The 17400-nt window shown below is 57.7% G+C and carries 16 protein-coding genes and 1 pseudogene; 6 read left to right on the top strand and 11 right to left on the bottom strand.

Annotated features, from left to right (window positions below; translation table 11 throughout):
• Window position 1: 1 nt before the first annotated feature.
• On the bottom strand, window positions 2-592 hold the full coding sequence (locus LB529_RS16990) for a hypothetical protein (protein WP_224711737.1): 591 nt from the start codon (window positions 590-592) through the stop codon (window positions 2-4).
• A 66-nt stretch (window positions 593-658) separates the two neighbouring features.
• Here LB529_RS16990 and LB529_RS16985 point away from each other — a divergent pair, with 66 nt between their 5' ends.
• Complete coding sequence (locus tag LB529_RS16985) at window positions 659-1012, top strand: hypothetical protein (RefSeq protein WP_224711736.1); 354 nt, start codon at window positions 659-661, stop codon at window positions 1010-1012.
• Between the two features lie 22 nt (window positions 1013-1034).
• Here the strand turns inward: LB529_RS16985 and LB529_RS16980 are convergent, their stop codons facing one another.
• Window positions 1035-1901 (bottom strand): sulfotransferase family protein, encoded by an 867-nt coding sequence (locus LB529_RS16980; RefSeq protein WP_411962522.1) that lies wholly within the window; start codon window positions 1899-1901, stop codon window positions 1035-1037.
• 29 nt (window positions 1902-1930) lie between these two features.
• Window positions 1931-2386 (bottom strand): MucR family transcriptional regulator, encoded by a 456-nt coding sequence (locus tag LB529_RS16975; RefSeq protein ID WP_224516822.1) that lies wholly within the window; start codon window positions 2384-2386, stop codon window positions 1931-1933.
• A gap of 557 nt (window positions 2387-2943) precedes the next feature.
• On the opposite strand from LB529_RS16975, the gene LB529_RS16970 reads away from it, so the two are divergent.
• Both LB529_RS16970 and LB529_RS29015 read left to right on the top strand, forming a co-directional pair.
• Window positions 2944-3411 carry a metallophosphoesterase family protein gene (locus LB529_RS16970; RefSeq protein ID WP_224711734.1) on the top strand — a complete coding sequence of 156 codons (468 nt, stop codon included), beginning with the start codon at window positions 2944-2946 and terminating at the stop codon, window positions 3409-3411.
• A 303-nt stretch (window positions 3412-3714) separates the two neighbouring features.
• Window positions 3715-3837, top strand: coding sequence for a hypothetical protein (locus tag LB529_RS29015; protein ID WP_263481824.1), 123 nt, complete (start codon window positions 3715-3717; stop codon window positions 3835-3837).
• Between the two features lie 965 nt (window positions 3838-4802).
• Here LB529_RS29015 and LB529_RS16965 read toward each other — a convergent pair.
• Window positions 4803-5558 (bottom strand): annotated as a pseudogene (locus LB529_RS16965) (IS110 family transposase); the annotation flags it as partial.
• A 451-nt stretch (window positions 5559-6009) separates the two neighbouring features.
• Between LB529_RS16965 and LB529_RS16960 the strand changes: the two are divergent.
• Window positions 6010-7044 (top strand): DUF2971 domain-containing protein, encoded by a 1035-nt coding sequence (locus tag LB529_RS16960; RefSeq protein ID WP_224711733.1) that lies wholly within the window; start codon window positions 6010-6012, stop codon window positions 7042-7044.
• 722 nt (window positions 7045-7766) lie between these two features.
• Here LB529_RS16960 and LB529_RS16955 read toward each other — a convergent pair.
• The 5 genes from LB529_RS16955 to LB529_RS16935 form a co-directional block, all read right to left on the bottom strand.
• Window positions 7767-8237 carry a hypothetical protein gene (locus LB529_RS16955; RefSeq protein WP_224711732.1) on the bottom strand — a complete coding sequence of 157 codons (471 nt, stop codon included), beginning with the start codon at window positions 8235-8237 and terminating at the stop codon, window positions 7767-7769.
• A 37-nt stretch (window positions 8238-8274) separates the two neighbouring features.
• Entirely contained in the window at window positions 8275-9285 is a 1011-nt protein-coding gene (locus tag LB529_RS16950; RefSeq protein WP_224711731.1) for a hypothetical protein, read from the bottom strand.
• A 326-nt stretch (window positions 9286-9611) separates the two neighbouring features.
• Window positions 9612-9842: a hypothetical protein gene (locus tag LB529_RS16945; RefSeq protein ID WP_224711730.1), complete on the bottom strand. Its 231-nt coding sequence runs from the start codon at window positions 9840-9842 to the stop codon at window positions 9612-9614.
• Between the two features lie 438 nt (window positions 9843-10280).
• Complete coding sequence (locus LB529_RS16940) at window positions 10281-10940, bottom strand: AbiV family abortive infection protein (RefSeq protein WP_224711729.1); 660 nt, start codon at window positions 10938-10940, stop codon at window positions 10281-10283.
• A gap of 313 nt (window positions 10941-11253) precedes the next feature.
• A complete protein-coding gene (locus tag LB529_RS16935; protein WP_224711728.1) occupies window positions 11254-12690 on the bottom strand; it encodes a hypothetical protein in 1437 nt (478 codons plus the stop codon).
• A 186-nt stretch (window positions 12691-12876) separates the two neighbouring features.
• Between LB529_RS16935 and LB529_RS16930 the strand changes: the two genes are divergently transcribed.
• Both LB529_RS16930 and LB529_RS16925 read left to right on the top strand, forming a co-directional pair.
• Window positions 12877-13158: a hypothetical protein gene (locus LB529_RS16930; RefSeq protein ID WP_224711727.1), complete on the top strand. Its 282-nt coding sequence runs from the start codon at window positions 12877-12879 to the stop codon at window positions 13156-13158.
• The gene (locus tag LB529_RS16925) at window positions 13158-14051 is read left to right on the top strand and encodes a TIR domain-containing protein (RefSeq protein WP_224711726.1); all 894 of its coding nucleotides are present in this window, start codon (window positions 13158-13160) and stop codon (window positions 14049-14051) included. The genes LB529_RS16930 and LB529_RS16925 overlap by 1 nt, the downstream gene beginning before the upstream one ends.
• Before the next feature lie 1848 nt (window positions 14052-15899).
• On the opposite strand, the gene LB529_RS16920 is transcribed toward LB529_RS16925, so the two are convergent.
• Window positions 15900-16673, bottom strand: a complete 774-nt coding sequence (locus LB529_RS16920; protein ID WP_224711725.1) for an SDR family NAD(P)-dependent oxidoreductase — start codon at window positions 16671-16673, stop codon at window positions 15900-15902.
• Window positions 16674-16758: 85 nt separating this feature from the next.
• The gene (locus LB529_RS16915) at window positions 16759-17367 is read right to left on the bottom strand and encodes an NADPH-dependent F420 reductase (RefSeq protein WP_224711724.1); all 609 of its coding nucleotides are present in this window, start codon (window positions 17365-17367) and stop codon (window positions 16759-16761) included.
• Between the last annotated feature and the right edge of the window lie 33 nt (window positions 17368-17400).

The raw sequence follows: 17400 nt of genomic DNA, 5'->3' as shown, positions 1-17400 counted from the left end.
CTCAATTGAGCGGCGCTGATCCCGCTTCAAGAGCGTCGATCGCGTCGAGCACTGCCTGGCGCTTTGGCTCGATAGGCTCATTTGGGTGGAACCCTGCGAGCGACAGAGACGTATAGGCAACCGTTACGGCGCTGACGAGTTGCTGCGCTTCCGAACTATCCGGAACCTCAGCAGTGGCGGCGAGAGCAAGCAAGAAGACCCTGTCGTCATGATATTCGTGCTTGCCGTCTTCGGCCTGGATGATGGCCCGCATCCGGCGGAGTGCAGTGGTGCGGTCGGCGAGTTGCACATCCGGATTATGCAGCAACTGCAGGCCACTGACCTGCATGCGCTTCTCGTCCGGCCACCCTTCGCAACACGCCTTGATAGCGGCATTGCTGGCCGCCCACCAAATCTCAGCGGCGGCATACTCGTCTTCCGATGGCTCTTGATCAGGCGGGAAACCCATGTCATCCCAGCCTTCGACTGCGAATGAGCCTTCCGCCGCTTCCTCGGCCGTCAAGCCAGATTGCTCGATAACGGCCCGAGCGGCGGCGAGACCGCGCTGTTTTTCTTCAGGGGTGGCTCCCCTGGCGTCCATCATAATGTCCATGACCGGCCCTCCTGTGGCTGTCAGCGCATCAGTGAACAAAATGAGAACGTTGGAGTCAAGAGCCTCTTGACCAGGCAGGAATATGTTCCTCATTTCACGGGCATGCCTGAACAACCGCAAAAATGGCCGAGAGGCGCCGCATGGACCCTGACGCATGCTCACGACGCCGGGCAGGTGGCGGGAATCCGCTGCGCCCGCTGCAATATCACGCGCTACTATAAGCCGCTCGAGTTACGGGAGGTGATCGGCAACGTCACGATCGATGAGGTGAGGGACAAGGCGCGCTGTCAGAAGTGCGGCAGCCGGGAGTGGATGAGCGCGCAGCTATTCCACGCGACCGGCGAGCAGGCCCATACGATCCGCTTTCGGCGCCTGGTAGAAATCCGATGGGAGAGGCGGGTGATTTGGCGGGATGAGTAGCGGACGGCCCACGAAACCATCTTCAAAAATACCGACCATACGCAAGCTTCTCGAACAACGTCGCACGTCGCGCCGGAGGGATCGCACAGCGTTGTGTGTATCCGAGATCGGCCAGTGTAGGCTCCATTATGGCGGCCAAAGAGTCGAGATCAGTCGACGATAATCGACGCCATTTTCCAATCGACTTCGCTGAGAGCCGCGGCTTCTTGGGCGGAGCCTCTGGCAAGTTCAAGCGGGAAAAGAGCCTGTCGAGAGTGACATCGCAATTAAGAACAAGGTCTTCGTATTTTACCTCGATATAATGGTCGCCAAGCCATCGAGAAAACCCTCTGGCGAGGTCGACGTGATACCTCCACCTGTGCGCATTGAAGAGCATGCCATGGGCTCGGTATGCTCGTTGCGTCATCGGAAATCCGTGCCACGACGAAAGTTCGGAACTGCCGAAATAGACTTTTCGCCACAATGGCGCCTTAGGCGCCACGAAAGGGCTCAACGCCACATCACGACCATCCCTGATCAGGTGAACGAATTTCGCTTGCGGAAAATAGGCCTTTATCAAAGGAACAATGAGAAGCGTCTCGCACAGCTTCCATCCCCACCGCTCCGCTTGGCCAATGTTCTGCAGGTGTTTGCCGATATGACATTTCGCCAGGCGCCGGCTTTCCGGGTCGCGAAGTTCGTTCCCTGTAGGCACGCCGCTTCTCGAAAATAGAATGGCGTGCTCAACCAATGGCACCATCTCCAGGCAGTCTAGTGAGCCACTGACGTTACTGCCCATGTAGACGCCAGCGTCCACCAAAATGCTAGTGAGAAGTCGACTGCCCGAGTGAGCAGTGTTGACGATCACGATAGGAGGCGTCGCTTCCGAAAATAGACTTGATGAGTGCATTGCAATTTACAGTGAGCGGACCTTGGCTTTTAGGCTTTTTGCATTCGCCTTCTGGTCTGTTTAGCAACGCGCGTTGCTCCCGTTTTTCGACCGAGTCCGCTCGCTTTGGCCAATTCTGACCGTTGGGCGGCATAATTTGGCGCCGTCATTGGATAGTCGCGCGCCAAGCCCCACTTGGCCCGGTACTCGTCAGGCGTCAGGCCGTAGTGCACGCTGAGATGACGCTTCAGAGATTTGAACTTATTCCCGTCCTCGAGGCAGATGATGTAGTCAGGGAAAACCGATCGCTTCGGATTGACCGCGGGCGCCTGGGCCGGCGTTTCTGGTTCGGCCGATCCTCCGATCTTCGAAAGCGAGAAGTTCACGTTCGCGATCAGATCCGAGAGAGACGCAACCGGCACCGCATTGTTGCTGACGTACGCGGACACTATATCGGCAGTGAGTTCGATCAACTGGCTTCGGCTGTTCTCAATCTCTTCCGGCATGCATATCTCCGATCCTCGCAACAAATGCCTAACTCTCTTAGCCGGTTTCTGGCCAAGCGCAACAGCCCGAGGATTACCTAACGAAGCCATTGCTACGACCTTGGTCGTGGCCGGCATTAACATGCAGTAGGCGGTAGGACGCGGTCACCTCGCGACGGAGGCTCGCGCCGCGATAGCGCACCCCTGTAGCTGCATCCCGAGGTAGTGGTCCGGGAGCGAGCGCGGAGTCGCGAGTAGCGTCTGGAGCACCTGGTCGGTGAACTTTTGGGCGCGAACCTGAAGCTCGAGCGTTGAAGTCATAACGATAATCCAGCTGCCTGAGAGTGGTCAGTCGTGCTAACTCTGGGGCGAAGAAAGGGAACGTCCGGCGCCCGAGCGGATCGAGTGGGCCCGCTCGCCAATCGCGTGAAATCCGGCGGGTCAGCCAACATTTTGGCTAATTGAGCGGCGAGCCATCGGACCCGGAGATCTCCGCGCGCGCGTACCAGATTTATGGGGACGCGCCTTTACATCGATTGTTTCTGATCACAAACACCTTGGGTCCCATGGCTCAAATGATGATATTCAGGATCGGCATCATTTCGGACACGCACGGCTTGTTGAGCCCTGAGGCAGAGCGTCGCCTGGCCGGTGTCGATCACATCATTCACGGCGGAGATATAGGCGGGCCGGAGATCATCGCCGCGCTTCGCAGGATTGCGCCGGTTACCGCCATCAGAGGAAACGTGGACACCGGAAGCTGGGCCGCGCAATACGCTGACACTGAGCACGTGCGGCTTGCGGGGCGAACCATCTATGTGCTTCACGACCTAAAGACGCTGCAGATCTCGCCCGCGGCGCTTGGCATCGACATGGTAATCTCGGGCCACTCTCACGTGCCGATGATCGAGACCGTTGATGGGGTGCTCTACTTAAATCCTGGCAGCGCCGGCCGGCGGCGCTTCAAGCTGCCGATCACGTTGGCGACAGTCGATGTCACGCCCAGCCACATGCAACCGGTCATTCACGAGTTGGGCGACGGTTGATACGTCGCACGCAGATAGAGGCGCCCGTGATCATGGCCGAGTGGGCGGCCATCAGAACTTTCTAAGCGGCCGGCAAACAGCGAAAGAACCCGTCGCAAGGGTTCTACGGCGGGCAGGCAACCGGCTGCAATCCTAATGGGGGAAATGGGACCGGGTCGTGTGCGTCAAGGCCTAAGAAGGGGCGGCCAAGGCGCGGCGATCGATCATGGCTTGGAAATGCTCCGGCGCCGCAAACAAGGCCAACGGCATCTCCTATTACCCCCTTGGGTGTTCCTAATCACGGACGGAGCGCCGACTGAAAGCGTGGCGGCGGCCGAACAGGCGATCAAGGCGGGTGAGGCGGCAAAGGCCTTTCCGTTCTTCGCGGTCGGCGTTGAAGGCGCCAACATGGATATCCTCGCCAAGCTATCGACCCGGCAGCCTTGAGCTAGATGGGCTAACTTCCGTGAGTTGTTTTCCTCTCGGCCTTCCTATCAAGCGTTTCCCAGTCGCAAGTCGGCCAGACGGTCGCGCACCAGTCTCCGGCGGGCTGGGCGGAGGTGCCGTCCATAGCCTTTTCGACGGCCCCGAAGGTCAGGTTCTGACGGCTGTCGTATGCGATGGCGCTGGCAGCGCGCCTATTCTGAAGTCGGGTCCTGGCTTGCCAGCCAGACACTGCTTGAACTCGTGGCAACACCCGTCATCCTGGCCATGCGACACCACCATCGCGCCGTACCCGATCTGACGTGTGACGGCTGACAGTCGGCACTTCGCCGCAACGCAGACTGATGACTTCGCTGCGCCGGCAGCCCGCCACGGCCATCACCCGGATCAGTGCCGCGGTGGTCTCGTCCTGCCGGTCCTCGGCCACACTGCATTAAGACGCGGGAATCACCGCGAAATCGCGCTTCTCGCAATGTGCGGTAAACCCCCGCACATTGCAAAAACCGCATCGTAACTCATTGCAAATACAACCAACCGAATGCGGCACAATGTGCGTCCTTTTATCTTGCCATCTTAATCGGTTGTGCTTTGCGATACTTTGCAGCCATCATCGTTCCTCCTTTCGCCTACGATAATACACGACTCTATCCTCTGCGCTACGTTCCGCTTTTGAACGTCGAGTTCCGATGCGCCGTGCAATCTTCCGCGCTCTGCGACGGTGTGGTTCGGCTGCATTGTTGCAGCGCTCGAACCGTCGTGGCGCACTTTTCCATCGGACTGACGGAGCATCGTCACAGGCAATCGAGCGCGGTCCGGCCGTCTCTTCGTCGGCGCGGCCGCAGGCAAGATAACGTGCGTTCCGTCGTTCCTGGTCTGCATCGGTTCTCATCCGCCGGGGCGGATCTCCTTGTGTCAGGTAGCGTCCGTCAACGTGCGGGCGCTATGCGTTTCAACCGCCGTCGCGCCGCTCATCGATGTGCTCTGAGCAGGCGTCGATCCTTGATGTGGGCGCGTTGCGCGGCGTCGGTGTCACTCATGGCCGCGTCGCCGACATAGAACGTGCCGTCGCTCCACATGGCGTGCATGATCACCGCCAGCTTGCGCGCCACAGCGACACGGGCCTTGCGGCGGCAGGAGCGTTTGGCGATCTCCCGGCCCCAACTCTTGACCTTGTCCCTTTCCTTGAAGCGCGTCATCAGTCCCGACGCCGCCTCGTAGAGCGCGCGCCGCACGTCCGCGTCGCCAGCCTTCGAGATGCGGCCCTGAACGTCGATCGAAGAGCCCGACTGCCAGCGCAGCGAGGTCAGCCCGAAGTAGGCCGCGACGTCGCGTGAGCGGCGGAAGCGTGTGGGATCGTCGATTGCCGTCATGAACGAGAGCGCCGTCACCGGGCCGACGCCGGGGATCGCCATCAAGCGTCGACACAGCTCGCTGCGCGTCACCATTTTCACGACGAGATCGTGCAGCCGGCAGTACTGCTTCCACAGCGCCGCGCGCGCCGACAGCATGGCGTCCATCAGTTCGGCCGACAGCGGATCGTCGGCCACAGCCTGGCGAACCGCCTGCTCGTAAGCGCCGCGTCCGACCTTGCCCAGGCGGATGCCGAATGACTTCAGCGAGTGCCGGATGGCGTTCTCCAGGTCGAGAAACTTGGCCTTCAGATTGCGCCGATGGGTCAGCAGAAGCCGCGCTCGGTAGCAGCTTTCCGACTTGATATAAGCCGTCGCGGCGGTGGCCTTGACTCTTGGGAAAACAAAACAGGAGCATACTCCTACCTCTTTTGCGAGACGACCATGTCAGCCCGACACAAAGGCATCAATTCAGACAGCAACCTTGACCACTCCTACCCGTACCACGCCGTCATTCCGTGGGAGATTTGCTGCGAGAAAAACTATGACCCGGCCTATAGCCGCGCTCATGAGATGAACTGCGCCGAGCGGCACGCCTTCATCTAGCGCGACGACAAAGAGTATTTGGCCTTCCGGTCAACGAGCCGTTCAGGCGGAGCGGATGGCGCAGGAGTTTGGCGGCGAGACATATTACGCGCTCGATCGCGGCAAAGGCAGTGACTGGGAGATGTGGCGGGAGAACGTGACTCCGAACAAGGTTGCCAAACTCGGATAACTCGCGCTTTCTGCTGTGCTCTAACTTTGGCAAAGCCGTTTGGGATCCTTGATGTCGCAGGAAATCGAAAAACCGGACACAGCGCAACCGCCCGTAGTCGAGCAAAGCCCTACCGCTGAAGAGGTCTCTGAAAGGTTCACTTCGCTCTATTCGGGATTTCAGCAGAATGATTCTTGGATGAAGGGCGAGAGGCCGCTACTTGCGCACTATACGTCTGTGGAGACCCTCGAAAAAATCCTGAAGAATGAGGAGCTATGGCTCTCCAATCCCCTATTCATGAACGACCTGGATGAGATGCGCTTCGGGCTGACGCGGGGCAAGGCATTCTTCGACCAAACCGACCTTGAGAAAGCATGCCGGCTTAATAGTGCAACTGCGGCACAGCTGCGTGCCGCCTTTAATACCTACTACAGCGAATACGAGAGCAAGCATGCGCTGAACGTCTACGTTCTGTGTCTGTCGATGCATGCCGCCGATGATACCGACGGCATTCTTTCAATGTGGCGGGCATATGCAAACAACGGGTCCGGCGCGGCGGTCGTATTCGATACTGGTGCCATTAAGATAATCATGGAAGACTCGCCGCTTGTCTTGACGCCCGTGCGCTACGCTTCGACGACCGACCGTCTGCAATGGCTGGAGCGCAAAGTCGCGGACTGGTGCGCAATCGTCGCACAGGCTGAGATACCCCAACCAATGCTCTACATCCCGGCCTATTGGCTGTTCAACGTAATCCTGGGATTTGCGCTATCGACAAAGCATATCGGGTTCCTCGAGGAGCATGAGTGGCGGCTTATTTACATGCCGGATCGAGATAAGGAGCAGGTGCTGGCTGATAAGTTTGACTACATCGTTGGGTCGCGCGGCGTTGAGCCTAAATTGAAGCTGAAGATTGCCCCACTCGACGGGGCGATCCCGCAATTCAGCTTCTCCGAAATCCTGCACAGCATCCTGCTTGGGCCTAGCATTTCCTCACCGCTGGCCAGCGCCAGCGTGGTTCGGATGCTGGAAAAGCTCAACAAAAAGGATCTCATTCCCAAGGTCCATTCGTCCACCATTCCACTAAGGCATGCGTGGCCCATTTGAGGCTACGAGCGCCCATACTCTGAGCTTCGGGCGTTGCACTCCGGCCGAAACAGAGGGCCGGTCATCAACCACTGGCAACACCTCATCGACCTGCCCTTCGCCAGGTTGGGCAGGGCGCCCTGCTCCACCGGCGCCGATTGTCCGTCAGAACACCCGCAAAACGAAGGCAATCTGGCTGCTAGTCAGGCAGAGCCATATCACGCAAATCGAGCTTGACAACACGGGCGACTGCTCGTCGGGAAAGACTATCCAACGGATGCGGCTTGATAGCGTTCTGTTCACCGACCCGTTTGACCAAGGGCTTCCGAGAAGAGCCGAACGCGAGCGGTCAAGGCAATCATAAGGTCTATCTGTGGACCGGCAAGCGAAGGAACAAAGAGAGGTGGCTCGACCTGATCCTTGTCAGAAATGGTTCTCGCCCCTATATCAACTCCATAACTAGCAGTATGTGCGCCGGAAGTCCTGCAATGCGGCGCGCGGCAACCCCTAACCCGTTCCCTGTCTCGACTGTACGCAGTTGCAAGTGCGCACCCCGTCGGGAACTTTCACCTTCACCCGGTGAGGTTCTCTGCGCGTGCGCCAAGAGCTCCTCACCTATAACAGGAGCTCCTTGTAGATGACCGCTGACACGGTGATTAGGGCGCCGAGATCAATGGCTCGCTCCCTTTCGAGTTCTTTCCCTCGGCGGATCGCGGTCGTCAGGAGGTCATGCAGGTCGGCTATCACCTTCGCGCTAAAATTAGTCCGGCGATGGACCAGGTGAAGGCCGTTTCCGTCTCTTTCTCGACGTAGATTACGCGCTCATCGTGCCAGAGATCTTTACCTGGTCCGAAGTGGGCAATGCACTTGTCACGAAGAGTTATGACCTCGGCATGTTTTGCTTTCAATGCCTGGTCATAGCCCCCCATAACCCCGACATTGAACCTGTTTATTGCCTTGGTGTGTGTGGCGCGGGAGTAGACGACGATCGCGTGGACGAGAAGCGCCCTGCCGAGCCCCAAGGTCTCGTCAGAGACCTCCAGGTCGATTGTTTGGAGGAAGGCGATGGATTCGGCAGCATCTTTTAGGTCGAGCCCCACAGACACCACGGCATGGAACGCCTTTATTGCGCGGACGAGATCCTTGTGCCGAGTCGGATGCAAATCGCCGACCACCGCCGTCAGGTCGAAGGCTCGGTTGCTGGATTGGGTCATCGCCGTCCGCTACCACAAGGCGGGGAAGAAAATGACGTTATTTGGGCAATTCCTTTTGCCAAGGCATGACCTCTTCCATGTTAAAGGGGAACGCCTTTCGTTCGGCGGACACCCCTACCTCCTCTAGAATCGAACTGAGGTCGTAGCCTTGGTACTTCTCGGTCGCCGCATGGCTGAGCGCGGTGGACCAGCCTTGCTCGTCGGTGAGTGCAAGAGTTTCAGCGAGTTGGTGGGCCGATGTGAAAACGACAGGGCGCCGGTCGGCGGGCTCTATCTCGGGATATTTGTCTGCGACCCGATGGGCTTCCTTCATGACCTCTGCCCGCACGTAGGTGTCAAGCCGCAACCAGTCATCCATGGTAACCACCATACCATGCAAGGTGTCGGCGACGGCATATTCGGTATAAATCCCCTGCCTCACAGCGGCATAAAATCGCCACACCTGAAAGACGCCCTTGGCAAGCTCATTGATACCACGGATGGCGCCCACGGCTAGGTCGGCCGCGAATTGCGCAGAGAACGTGTTTTTCGTGGCTTTGCATTCGATCACCACCGTTATCGTTTCGTCATTTAGCACCAGGACATCGGGGCTCAGAAACTTCCTCTTCTTGGTCCCGATCTCCCGCTCGTCAAGGCATTGCAGCCCGGGCAGGTATGCGGGAATCAGCTCCTGCACGTATAATTCAAACCGCCTTGCCGCTTGCTGACGTATGCCCTGCGCGTCCTCGCCGATGAAATCATAGTACAGGCCGCTGGTCGCCCGTTGGATGAGTAACTCGGGTATGGGGGCGATATAGGCGCCGTCGGCCTTCTGGATGACAGGATGCTGCCGCAAGATACTCGGCCGGTGTGCAGTCAGCAGGTTACCTTTCGTGGCAGCAATCATCTCGTTGCGGAGTGCCAAGGCTATCTTGCGTGCCGCTGGGATTGGCAGTGACACGGCACCCAATACCTTTGCGAGTGCTTCCTTGCGGCTGGAAAGAATGTCGTGCTTCGGCGCGACCAGCCACGGTTGAAGCATGAATTCGAAGGTCAGGCCGACGCTCATCAAAGTCAGGTCATCAATGGTGAAGCCGTTCCTTGCCTCGAAATACTTTCTGGCTCTTCATGTGCGTACACAAACAGGGTTCGTCTGATCGCCTCTGGATGAAAATAACCTCCTCCCTGCCAATGGAATTGGCGCTGGGCGATACGGCTTAGCTCCTGAAGGATATTCTCCTTGGAGATACGCCCCCTCGTGCTCGGCATTCTCAAGTCCCCTCAGAAGGTTGATAACAGAACCAACCGAGTCGAAGTTGTCGATGGTCAGAACCTGGTGGATGCCCTTCTTCAGCTCATGGTGCGCATATCGGTGCGCTGGAGCCTTAGGTGAAGTCAGGAGGAGATTGATGAGTGTTCGATTTCCCATTTCCGGATGATCTGTTTCGAACGTGGGTCATCCGTGATGGCGTCTTTGGGCGCCTTGATATAGGCCATAGCCGGTCCGGGGTTGCCCGACTGCATGATGACCGTGGCCCACATGAGTTGCAGGAATCCGGCGTCATCCGCACGGGCAAGCTTTCCCTCCAGCTTGTGCCGCAGCATTTTGGCTTTGAGCGAGCTCATACCTTAGCGCCTTCGAATTGACCGCGAATCAGCCCGGAACGAGCAGCCAACAGGCGTTAACCACTAAATGTTTTTCGGAATATTTGTTACTGCTCGGACGTAAGAGTGGCGCACTATCTGCCTCACAACCCGCTAAGTGTCTGTCAGAACTAGCCTTTACGTTGATTAATGAGTGATTAAAGGCATGTAAAAAAAGTTAACAGAAACGCCGGTGCGCGAAGGGAATGTTAAGCAATCGTGTTTAAATTGCTCAGCATGGTTTCGATAGGAGTCAACCATGTGGAGTGTGGAATCGTGGCGGATCGGTATGCAGGACGCCGCTAACATTGTGACTGTCTTGACCGCCTTGCTGGCGCTGGTGCTTTGGTGGTTGTCGAGGCCCAAGCTGCCCCTTACGCGGGAGAATCGGTTGAAGAAGTTCCTGCGGCGGCTGTTCTTCTAGGATTGGTTTTCCGGGATGGCCGGCCGCACCTTTCGTGATGCCATTAGCTCACGGATTTCGCGCATCATTTTGGGATCGCGCTTGGGCGCTTCCTCCTCAAGGTACATTCCGCACGCAACAAAATGCACGGCCGGGACCTCGGTGACCAACACGATGGCTTGCGCGGCCTCAGCGAGCAAGTACTTCGCATCTCTGCGGTAAATTATCTTCGTAGGCTGGAAGTGGGTTTGATCATCGACGTCAACATAGAACCCGTACTGCTTAAAAGCGTCGAAGGCGCCCAACTTCGCGAGAAAACTGCTCTCGCGGTTCGGGTCTAGCACTTCCGTCTCAATGCGCCGCGTGAGTTCGTCCGCATCCATCTTCTCAGTAAGCAAAGGGACAAAAGATAGCGCTTCCTTTAATCCTGCAAACACCCGGTGTTTTGCGTGATGATCCCTGACATCTCTCGCGATGTCGCGCTTGATAAGCCCCTTGTCCCGCCACAGAATCAGGCAGGCTTTCCCAGCCTCCTCGATACTGACGCATGCTAGCGCACAGGCCGTGGCGTAGGAGCCAGCGTCAAAAAGGATTCTGGCGTCGCCCAGCACCCTTTCGGCGTTCTCAAGCACAGTCATCGACATGGGGCTTAGGTCGAATTCGTCATGGAGCTTCATTTGCTTCCTATCTACGACAGCGGCTGCCTCTAATGTCCTGACTATCTCACTGTAGCTGCTAAAACCCGCCTCAAGGCAGGTTTGTGACAGGTCGGCATGAGGAGCAACGGTCAGAGGAGCATATCGCGCTCTGTCATCTGCCTCCGTTTCGGTGACGGTAGGCTGCACCATAAGCCAGCGGTGTGTGCCGATGACGTAGACCGTTCGACAGTTGGACTAGCCTTGGACGTTCCCCTTCTATTGAACAAGCTTGCTCGCTGCTGAGGCCTCGATCTTAAAGGTTAAATTACGCCGACGTTCGAAATGGAAAAGCTCAGGTGCCGGCAGACTGTGCGTTATAGGGGGCAGCCTGTTGCCGCTGTGATTTAACCCACTTCAACAACGCATCCGTATCATCGGCCGTCTCGCCGGCTTTGACGTACTCACCGATCTTGTGAGCAATCAGAACCAGTAGTGTGCCAGCCACCATCTCGACCGCGTTGCGACTGACCGGCTGTTGCTGCCTGTAACCAGGCAGATCGGTACTGATGGTTGGCCAAGTGCCGTGGGCAATACGCGACCGGGCGGTTGTGATGTTGAGAATGAACTGGTCGACTGTAAGAACGCTCCCGGGAAATATGTCCGATCCCGTCAATCCAAAAAGTGCATCGAAGCTATGCTTGATGCGACTCTTGCTGCCGCTCATATCTTCGGCCCTGAATAGGACCTCGATAGCCGTTTCGAGCTTCAGGACAGCGACCGTATCGAGCGCCTCTGCAATCGCCTCGTGGAACCAATAGACCGCATTACACCAAGCTTCATTGAGGAGCGGTACGAGGGTAGTGGCACCAAGGTACTCGCCGAGACGTTTTCCCATTACAGCCAATGATTGACCGATCTCGTTTGCGATAACGTGATGAAAAACCTCAGGGTGGATGGTCAAAGCCGGAGACAGATTGCTAAAGCCCTGTCGCGTTAGACCCTCACTCGCCCAGACATCGGTACGCCGCAGAATCGGGATGGGCGCTGTCGCTCTGGCGATATTGCGGATATTCAGCCCCGGAGCTGCTATTTGCAGGACGCCTAGAGCAATATCGACCGCAATATCGGCGGTCGCTATCGCTTCTTTCTCAGCGCGCCCCGACAGTTCGACCACAGCCACCCATGTGGCGCGTCGATCAATGGCCATTGCGACAAGGTCACGAAAGTGGGCGCCGCCGAAAACTGGATCAGAAACGCCTTCCCGAACCGTGGGCCAGAATTCCTCTTTCGTGACGCCGAACTGCTCAGTGGGAAATTCATGCCAACGGTAGAAGTGCACTGGACCGATCGAAAACGGCAACGCAGGAAAATCTGGCAATGTACAGGGAACGGCGTGCAAATTTGACTGGGAGAGTGCCGTGAACCAGCTGACGACAGCGCTGTCGAGAACGTCAAAGTCCGCCTCTCCTGGAATACCGCCATCTCGATCCTTCCACAACCGCACGATTGAGGCAGAGAGAAATTGAGCCAACGTTGCACTGCTTGCCTGCTGGCTGCGGCGACTGCCCTCGGGGCGGTAACTTTTGGCCAATGCTGCGAGAGCTGCTAGTCCCTCCCCTGAAAACCCGGTCGCACTCCCCCCGCCAAAGTCAATGAAGCCGCTTCTGATACCGCCAGCGTCCATAGCTTCACTGAGGCTGCTGCTGCCATGCGGCTCAGATGAGAGCAGGTTGATCGTTCGCAGGTTGCTAATGGCCTTTGTCGTAAACGCTTTCTGCTGGGGGGTCATCGCTCTCGCCTAGGATTGTTGTTGTCGATTGGACCGTATCACGAAGCATAGGGACCACCGTCCCGCTATCCCCAGAAGACGGTTCATATTACCCATCAATTTCGGGGATCTCCCTATTGAGCCATTTCAACAAACTCGCCTCTTTCGACTGCCGGTGCTAGCATCTTTTATGAGAGGTAGGGGACAATGAAGATTCAGGGATTTGACAAACTCGCCCGCCAGCTCAAAGAAGCTAGCGACGCGATGGGCGAAATTGACGGGCAGCTGGGAAACGTTCAGTTCGACCCGGCGGATCCGGCAAGCATTGAAGCGGCGATCGTCGAGATGGAGAGCATGATCGACCAGAAAATGGGAGCCTACACCGGCAACCCGATCGTGGCGCCGCTGATCGAGGCCTCCAAGGCGAGCTTCCGAGCTGCCATCATTGACAAAGCGCAGGCTCATCGGTTGGGCAAGAAAGACGATTGATGAGCGAAGCGGACCTTTTCAAGGAGATCGACAACGCCCTGCTTGATCTGCAGGCAGCGACATCCCAATCTTTCAGCCGGCCCATCAAGCGCCTTGGCCAACTAATCGACAGTGACGAGTTGAAGGATGCCGTTGAGCCTCTGGTTCAGGATCTTGACCTAGAAGCATTCCTGACCTCGCAGGAGAGCGATGGCGGCATGCTCGGCAGCGAGGAAATCGACTGGCCAGTCGATGACCGGAAAACTTTGGGCCTCACACTCCTGTTGATCCGCAAATTTGCAGCCAGCCCAGGCGAGCTGATCGATTTCGGTCACACCTATTACTACGCAGGCAACAAGCACACCGCCAACCTCCATGCGGTGGTTCGCCAATTGCTCATTCCCTTCGGGCGCGACTTCAAGACGTATGTCTTGACGCGAGGTAATCCGACGCCAAAGATCCCGCCGGTGATCAGCGAAAAGGTCTTCATCGTCCACGGGCACGACGGCGAGGCCCGGGAAACCGTGGCGCGGTTCCTGTCGTTGATTGGTCTTGAGCCAATCATCTTGCACGAGCAGGCCAGCCGCGGACGCACGGTCATCGAAAAGGTCGAGGCCAACAGCGATGTTGGATTCGCTGTCGTGCTCCTCACGCCGGATGACGTGGGCAGCGCCAAAGGCGGCGCGCTGGAGCCCCGCGCCCGTCAGAATGTCTTGCTTGAACTGGGCTATTTCATTGCGAAGCTTGGTCGAGAGAGGGTTTGCTCGCTCAAACGCGGGACGGTCGAGATCCCGAGCGATTTCGCCGGGGTGGTCTGGGAGGCCATGGACATCGGGAACGGCTGGAAGCAGTCGCTCGCGCGGGAACTTCAGGCTGCGGGTTATCGGATCGACTGGAATAAGGTCATGCGATGAACAAGATTGCAGTCTTGAGTTTTTCGCTGCCAACATTCGTAATCCCAATACCCGCCGTGGCTATCACCGCGCCATCGTCGACTTCCCGCAGGTATGCAGCGGGCGGAGTGTCACCGCCCTTCCCTAAATCCAGGCTTTGCATGTCTCAAAAACCGCTGGTCGCTGTAGAAAGCAGCTCACGTGGCTAACCACGCATCAACCGGAACGACCCGATTCCACGACCGGCGTAACTACGCTGTGAGCGTGGAAGAGGTCCAGAGATTCCTGATTTAGGCCATGGCCGTCGACCACTACGTGTCCCAAGTCCATCTCAAGCGGTTCTACTCGCCCGATCTTGATGGCCTAATGTATGCTCTTCGGAAGAGTGATCTCAACATTACACGCCTAACGCCAAAGCGGTGTGTCGCACCGATGAGGGCAATACCAACGCCTATTTGAGTGAACCTCGCGCAATCGAGAAGTTTCTCAAAACGGTCGAGGGCAAACTACAACACAGCTGTCAAACAGCTGGTTGCAAACGACTTTGACGAAGACACCCTCTACACGATCTCCGGGTTGGCGAGTTACGTTATGTGCTGCGCGCCAGCTGGAATGCGGTTATTCGGCGAACCTATTCGAGGGGCGACCGAACTTGGCGCCAAGCTGATTGATTCAATGATCGATCTTCCACCTCCTCCGCCGCAACTCGGATCTGGCAGCTTTAGCGACCTGCTCGACTCAGGGGCGATCCAGTTGAACATCGACGAGAAGTACCGCAGGCGATCGGCATCGCCAACATCACGATACAGGTGGCAGTTTTTGGCAATTTCCCTTGGCCGAATTTTGACCTGGACAGGCGCAGCGCTGACTAGGACTTCAAATCATTCCGGCTAAAGCGCAGAATCCCGACTAGGCAGGAGGTCTTGCATATCAACCGGCTGATCGTCCGCTCAGCCGAAGACTTGGTATTCTTCAGCAAGAATGCGCCGTGGGTCCAGCCTTTCGTCCAAAGCAACAGGCACTTTCGCGTCGGATGCCAACTGACACACGTGCCAACCGAACGCGGCACCATGCAGATTGCACGCCAAATGATCCTTTCGCACAATCAGTAACCTGTGATGTGACCGTCCGCCGTAAAGACGGCGGCAAATCCGCCAACTCAGCCGAACAATTGCGGAGGCCATTGTCGGCGTTCACCTAAGATGATCAGCGTCAGGTTCTGCGCCCTCAAAGACCACAAGTAGCAGACCATCGAGGCGTGAAAACGCTGCATCTGATCTGGAGGACAAGCATGAAAGTCGGAGAAGTTATGGTGGCGGCGATAGCACTGGTATCTGCCACGCACGCTTGCCCCCATTGGAATTCGGACGTGGGCCTTCCAGGGCGACGCCGACAAACGTTGGTTCCAAACCGCGATGTCTCGTCGAATCTTTCCTAAGCCGAATCCGATATACGAACTTCTCCCATCAGCTCATGTAATTCGGGCTGGGACGCAACCAAAAAGTTCGGAAAGCTTCCAAGAATCCCAGCCCAACAGGACGCCAGGGAGAACAATGAGGTTCGGGGATATCCCTGCGAACATCAGCATTTGAGCGGTCAATCGGGTTAGCAAACGAATTCAGTGGCCGCACTGTATTGACGGTATCCCTCTCCCGCCACCACCGCTCCCCCGAAAGGGGAAGGATTATCTCAGGTCCCGGTCAACCAAAAACCGACACGGTGGATACGATCGAGCAGATGCGTCCTCGCCTCTCCCGAAACATCGCCGTCTCGGCGGCGAGGGACTCTTGGTCACGGCAACAGGTTCGTGCGATCAAGAAACGCAGCGACGTAAGAGGCGGAGCGGGGACACAGGGTCAAGACCAGTGATCAGTACTCGAAGCCGCCGATGGTCATGCCTCCGTCGACAACCAGCATCTGGCCAAACACATAGCTCGACGCGGTTGAGCAGAGCCAAACAGCGGCTTCCGCGATTTCGCTCGGTTTACCGCCTCGTTTGGCGGGAATGGCGTTCGTCGTCTGTGCCGCAAAAGACGGATTCTGGGCGCTCGCCGTTAGGACCATTGGGGTCTCGGTCCACCCCGGCGCCAAGGCATTCACTCGAATCCCATGTGCAGCGTTCTCCATCGCCGCGACCCGTGTCAGCCCGTGGACGCCATGTTTTGACGCTGCGTAGGCAGACATTCCGCCGGGGCCGGTCAGTGCCGCAACGGAGGCGGTGTTGCAGATCACACCACCACCGCTGCGCTTTAGAAGCGGAAGCTCATGCTTCATGCACAGAAAGACGCTGCGCAGGTTGGTGCGCAAAACTCTGTCGAAATCATCCGTCGGATAGTCTTCGATCCGATGCGCGCCGCCTGTGATCCCGGCGTTGTTGAAGGCGGCGTCCAGCCGACCCGCCTCGGTGGCGATGCGCGACAGAAATACCGCGACATCCTCCTCCGACGAGACGTCGACTCGGGCGACCTGCACTTTACCGCCCGCCTTTTCGACGAGAGCCCGAGTCTCGGTGAGGCCCTTCTCATTGATATCCGCGCCAAAGACAAGGGCTCCGCGTGCGGCGAACGCCAAGGCGGCCTCCTGACCTATGCCCGATCCGACACCGGTCACCAACACCACCTTGCCATCGAAATCATTCAACATGATGCGTCTCCTGCCAAAAGCTTCATTCTCGCAGCAATGGCTTTCACCGTTTGCTGCCAGCGGCATTGTTCGGTGTATGGCCGGATCAGGCTAGCTTGATCAGGTCCTGAGCCACTAAGGTGCCGCCAAACTGCTGCAGATGGCTGGCCTGCCGCAGCGTGCCGAGGTCAAGCGCTGCATAGCCGAGCCGCTCGATGAGAGTTGCAACCTGGGACCTGGCGCTGCCGTCATCACCAGACAAGGCCACAACGCGTCGTCCACCCGCCTGTGCTGGCGGCGCTTCCAGTTTTGCGGCGGGGACCGTATTGAAGGCCTTCACGACACGGGCGCCAGGAAACGCCTTCGCGACGATCTCGGTTGAAAGCCGGCCGCCCAGGTCGGCAGGCTTGAACGACGGAAAGTCGACCGCGTTGCTCGCGTCGATCACCACACGATTGTTCCAGTTTGCGCCCGCGGCACTCGCGTTCACGACAAACGCCGGAATGGCTCCAAAGGGAATCGCCAGGATCACCACGTCCGCGTGCGCCGCGTCACCGATGGTGGCAGGCCTCATATTGGGACCAAGCGCACGTGCCATCTCGGCGAGCGAGGACGGTCCTCGGCTGTTGGCCACCATTACATCGATGCCTTGGCGCGCGAACTGCGTTGCGATGGCATGGCCGATGGCGCCAGATCCGATTATCGCGTAGGTCATTTTGCTCGGTCCCTCGAACGTTGGAGTGGTCTG

Source organism: Mesorhizobium sp. CA5, from assembly GCF_020165105.1.
GTDB lineage: Bacteria > Pseudomonadota > Alphaproteobacteria > Rhizobiales > Rhizobiaceae > Mesorhizobium.
The sequence above is the reverse complement of the archived record's forward strand: the minus strand, read 5'-3'. Positions and strand labels throughout refer to the sequence as shown.

Coding starts and splice junctions, on each gene's coding strand:
- LB529_RS16945 (WP_224711730.1), bottom strand. CDS start 9,842: ATGAGCTCGCTCAAAGCCAAAATGCTGCGGCACAAGCTGGAGGGAAAG.
- LB529_RS16975 (WP_224516822.1), bottom strand. CDS start 2,386: ATGCCGGAAGAGATTGAGAACAGCCGAAGCCAGTTGATCGAACTCACT.
- LB529_RS16960 (WP_224711733.1), top strand. CDS start 6,010: ATGTCGCAGGAAATCGAAAAACCGGACACAGCGCAACCGCCCGTAGTC.
- LB529_RS16980 (WP_411962522.1), bottom strand. CDS start 1,901: ATGCACTCATCAAGTCTATTTTCGGAAGCGACGCCTCCTATCGTGATC.
- LB529_RS16990 (WP_224711737.1), bottom strand. CDS start 592: ATGGACATTATGATGGACGCCAGGGGAGCCACCCCTGAAGAAAAACAG.
- LB529_RS16935 (WP_224711728.1), bottom strand. CDS start 12,690: ATGACCCCCCAGCAGAAAGCGTTTACGACAAAGGCCATTAGCAACCTG.
- LB529_RS16920 (WP_224711725.1), bottom strand. CDS start 16,673: ATGTTGAATGATTTCGATGGCAAGGTGGTGTTGGTGACCGGTGTCGGA.
- LB529_RS16970 (WP_224711734.1), top strand. CDS start 2,944: ATGATATTCAGGATCGGCATCATTTCGGACACGCACGGCTTGTTGAGC.
- LB529_RS16955 (WP_224711732.1), bottom strand. CDS start 8,237: ATGACCCAATCCAGCAACCGAGCCTTCGACCTGACGGCGGTGGTCGGC.
- LB529_RS16930 (WP_224711727.1), top strand. CDS start 12,877: ATGAAGATTCAGGGATTTGACAAACTCGCCCGCCAGCTCAAAGAAGCT.
- LB529_RS16940 (WP_224711729.1), bottom strand. CDS start 10,940: ATGAAGCTCCATGACGAATTCGACCTAAGCCCCATGTCGATGACTGTG.
- LB529_RS16925 (WP_224711726.1), top strand. CDS start 13,158: ATGAGCGAAGCGGACCTTTTCAAGGAGATCGACAACGCCCTGCTTGAT.
- LB529_RS16950 (WP_224711731.1), bottom strand. CDS start 9,285: ATGAGCGTCGGCCTGACCTTCGAATTCATGCTTCAACCGTGGCTGGTC.
- LB529_RS16915 (WP_224711724.1), bottom strand. CDS start 17,367: ATGACCTACGCGATAATCGGATCTGGCGCCATCGGCCATGCCATCGCA.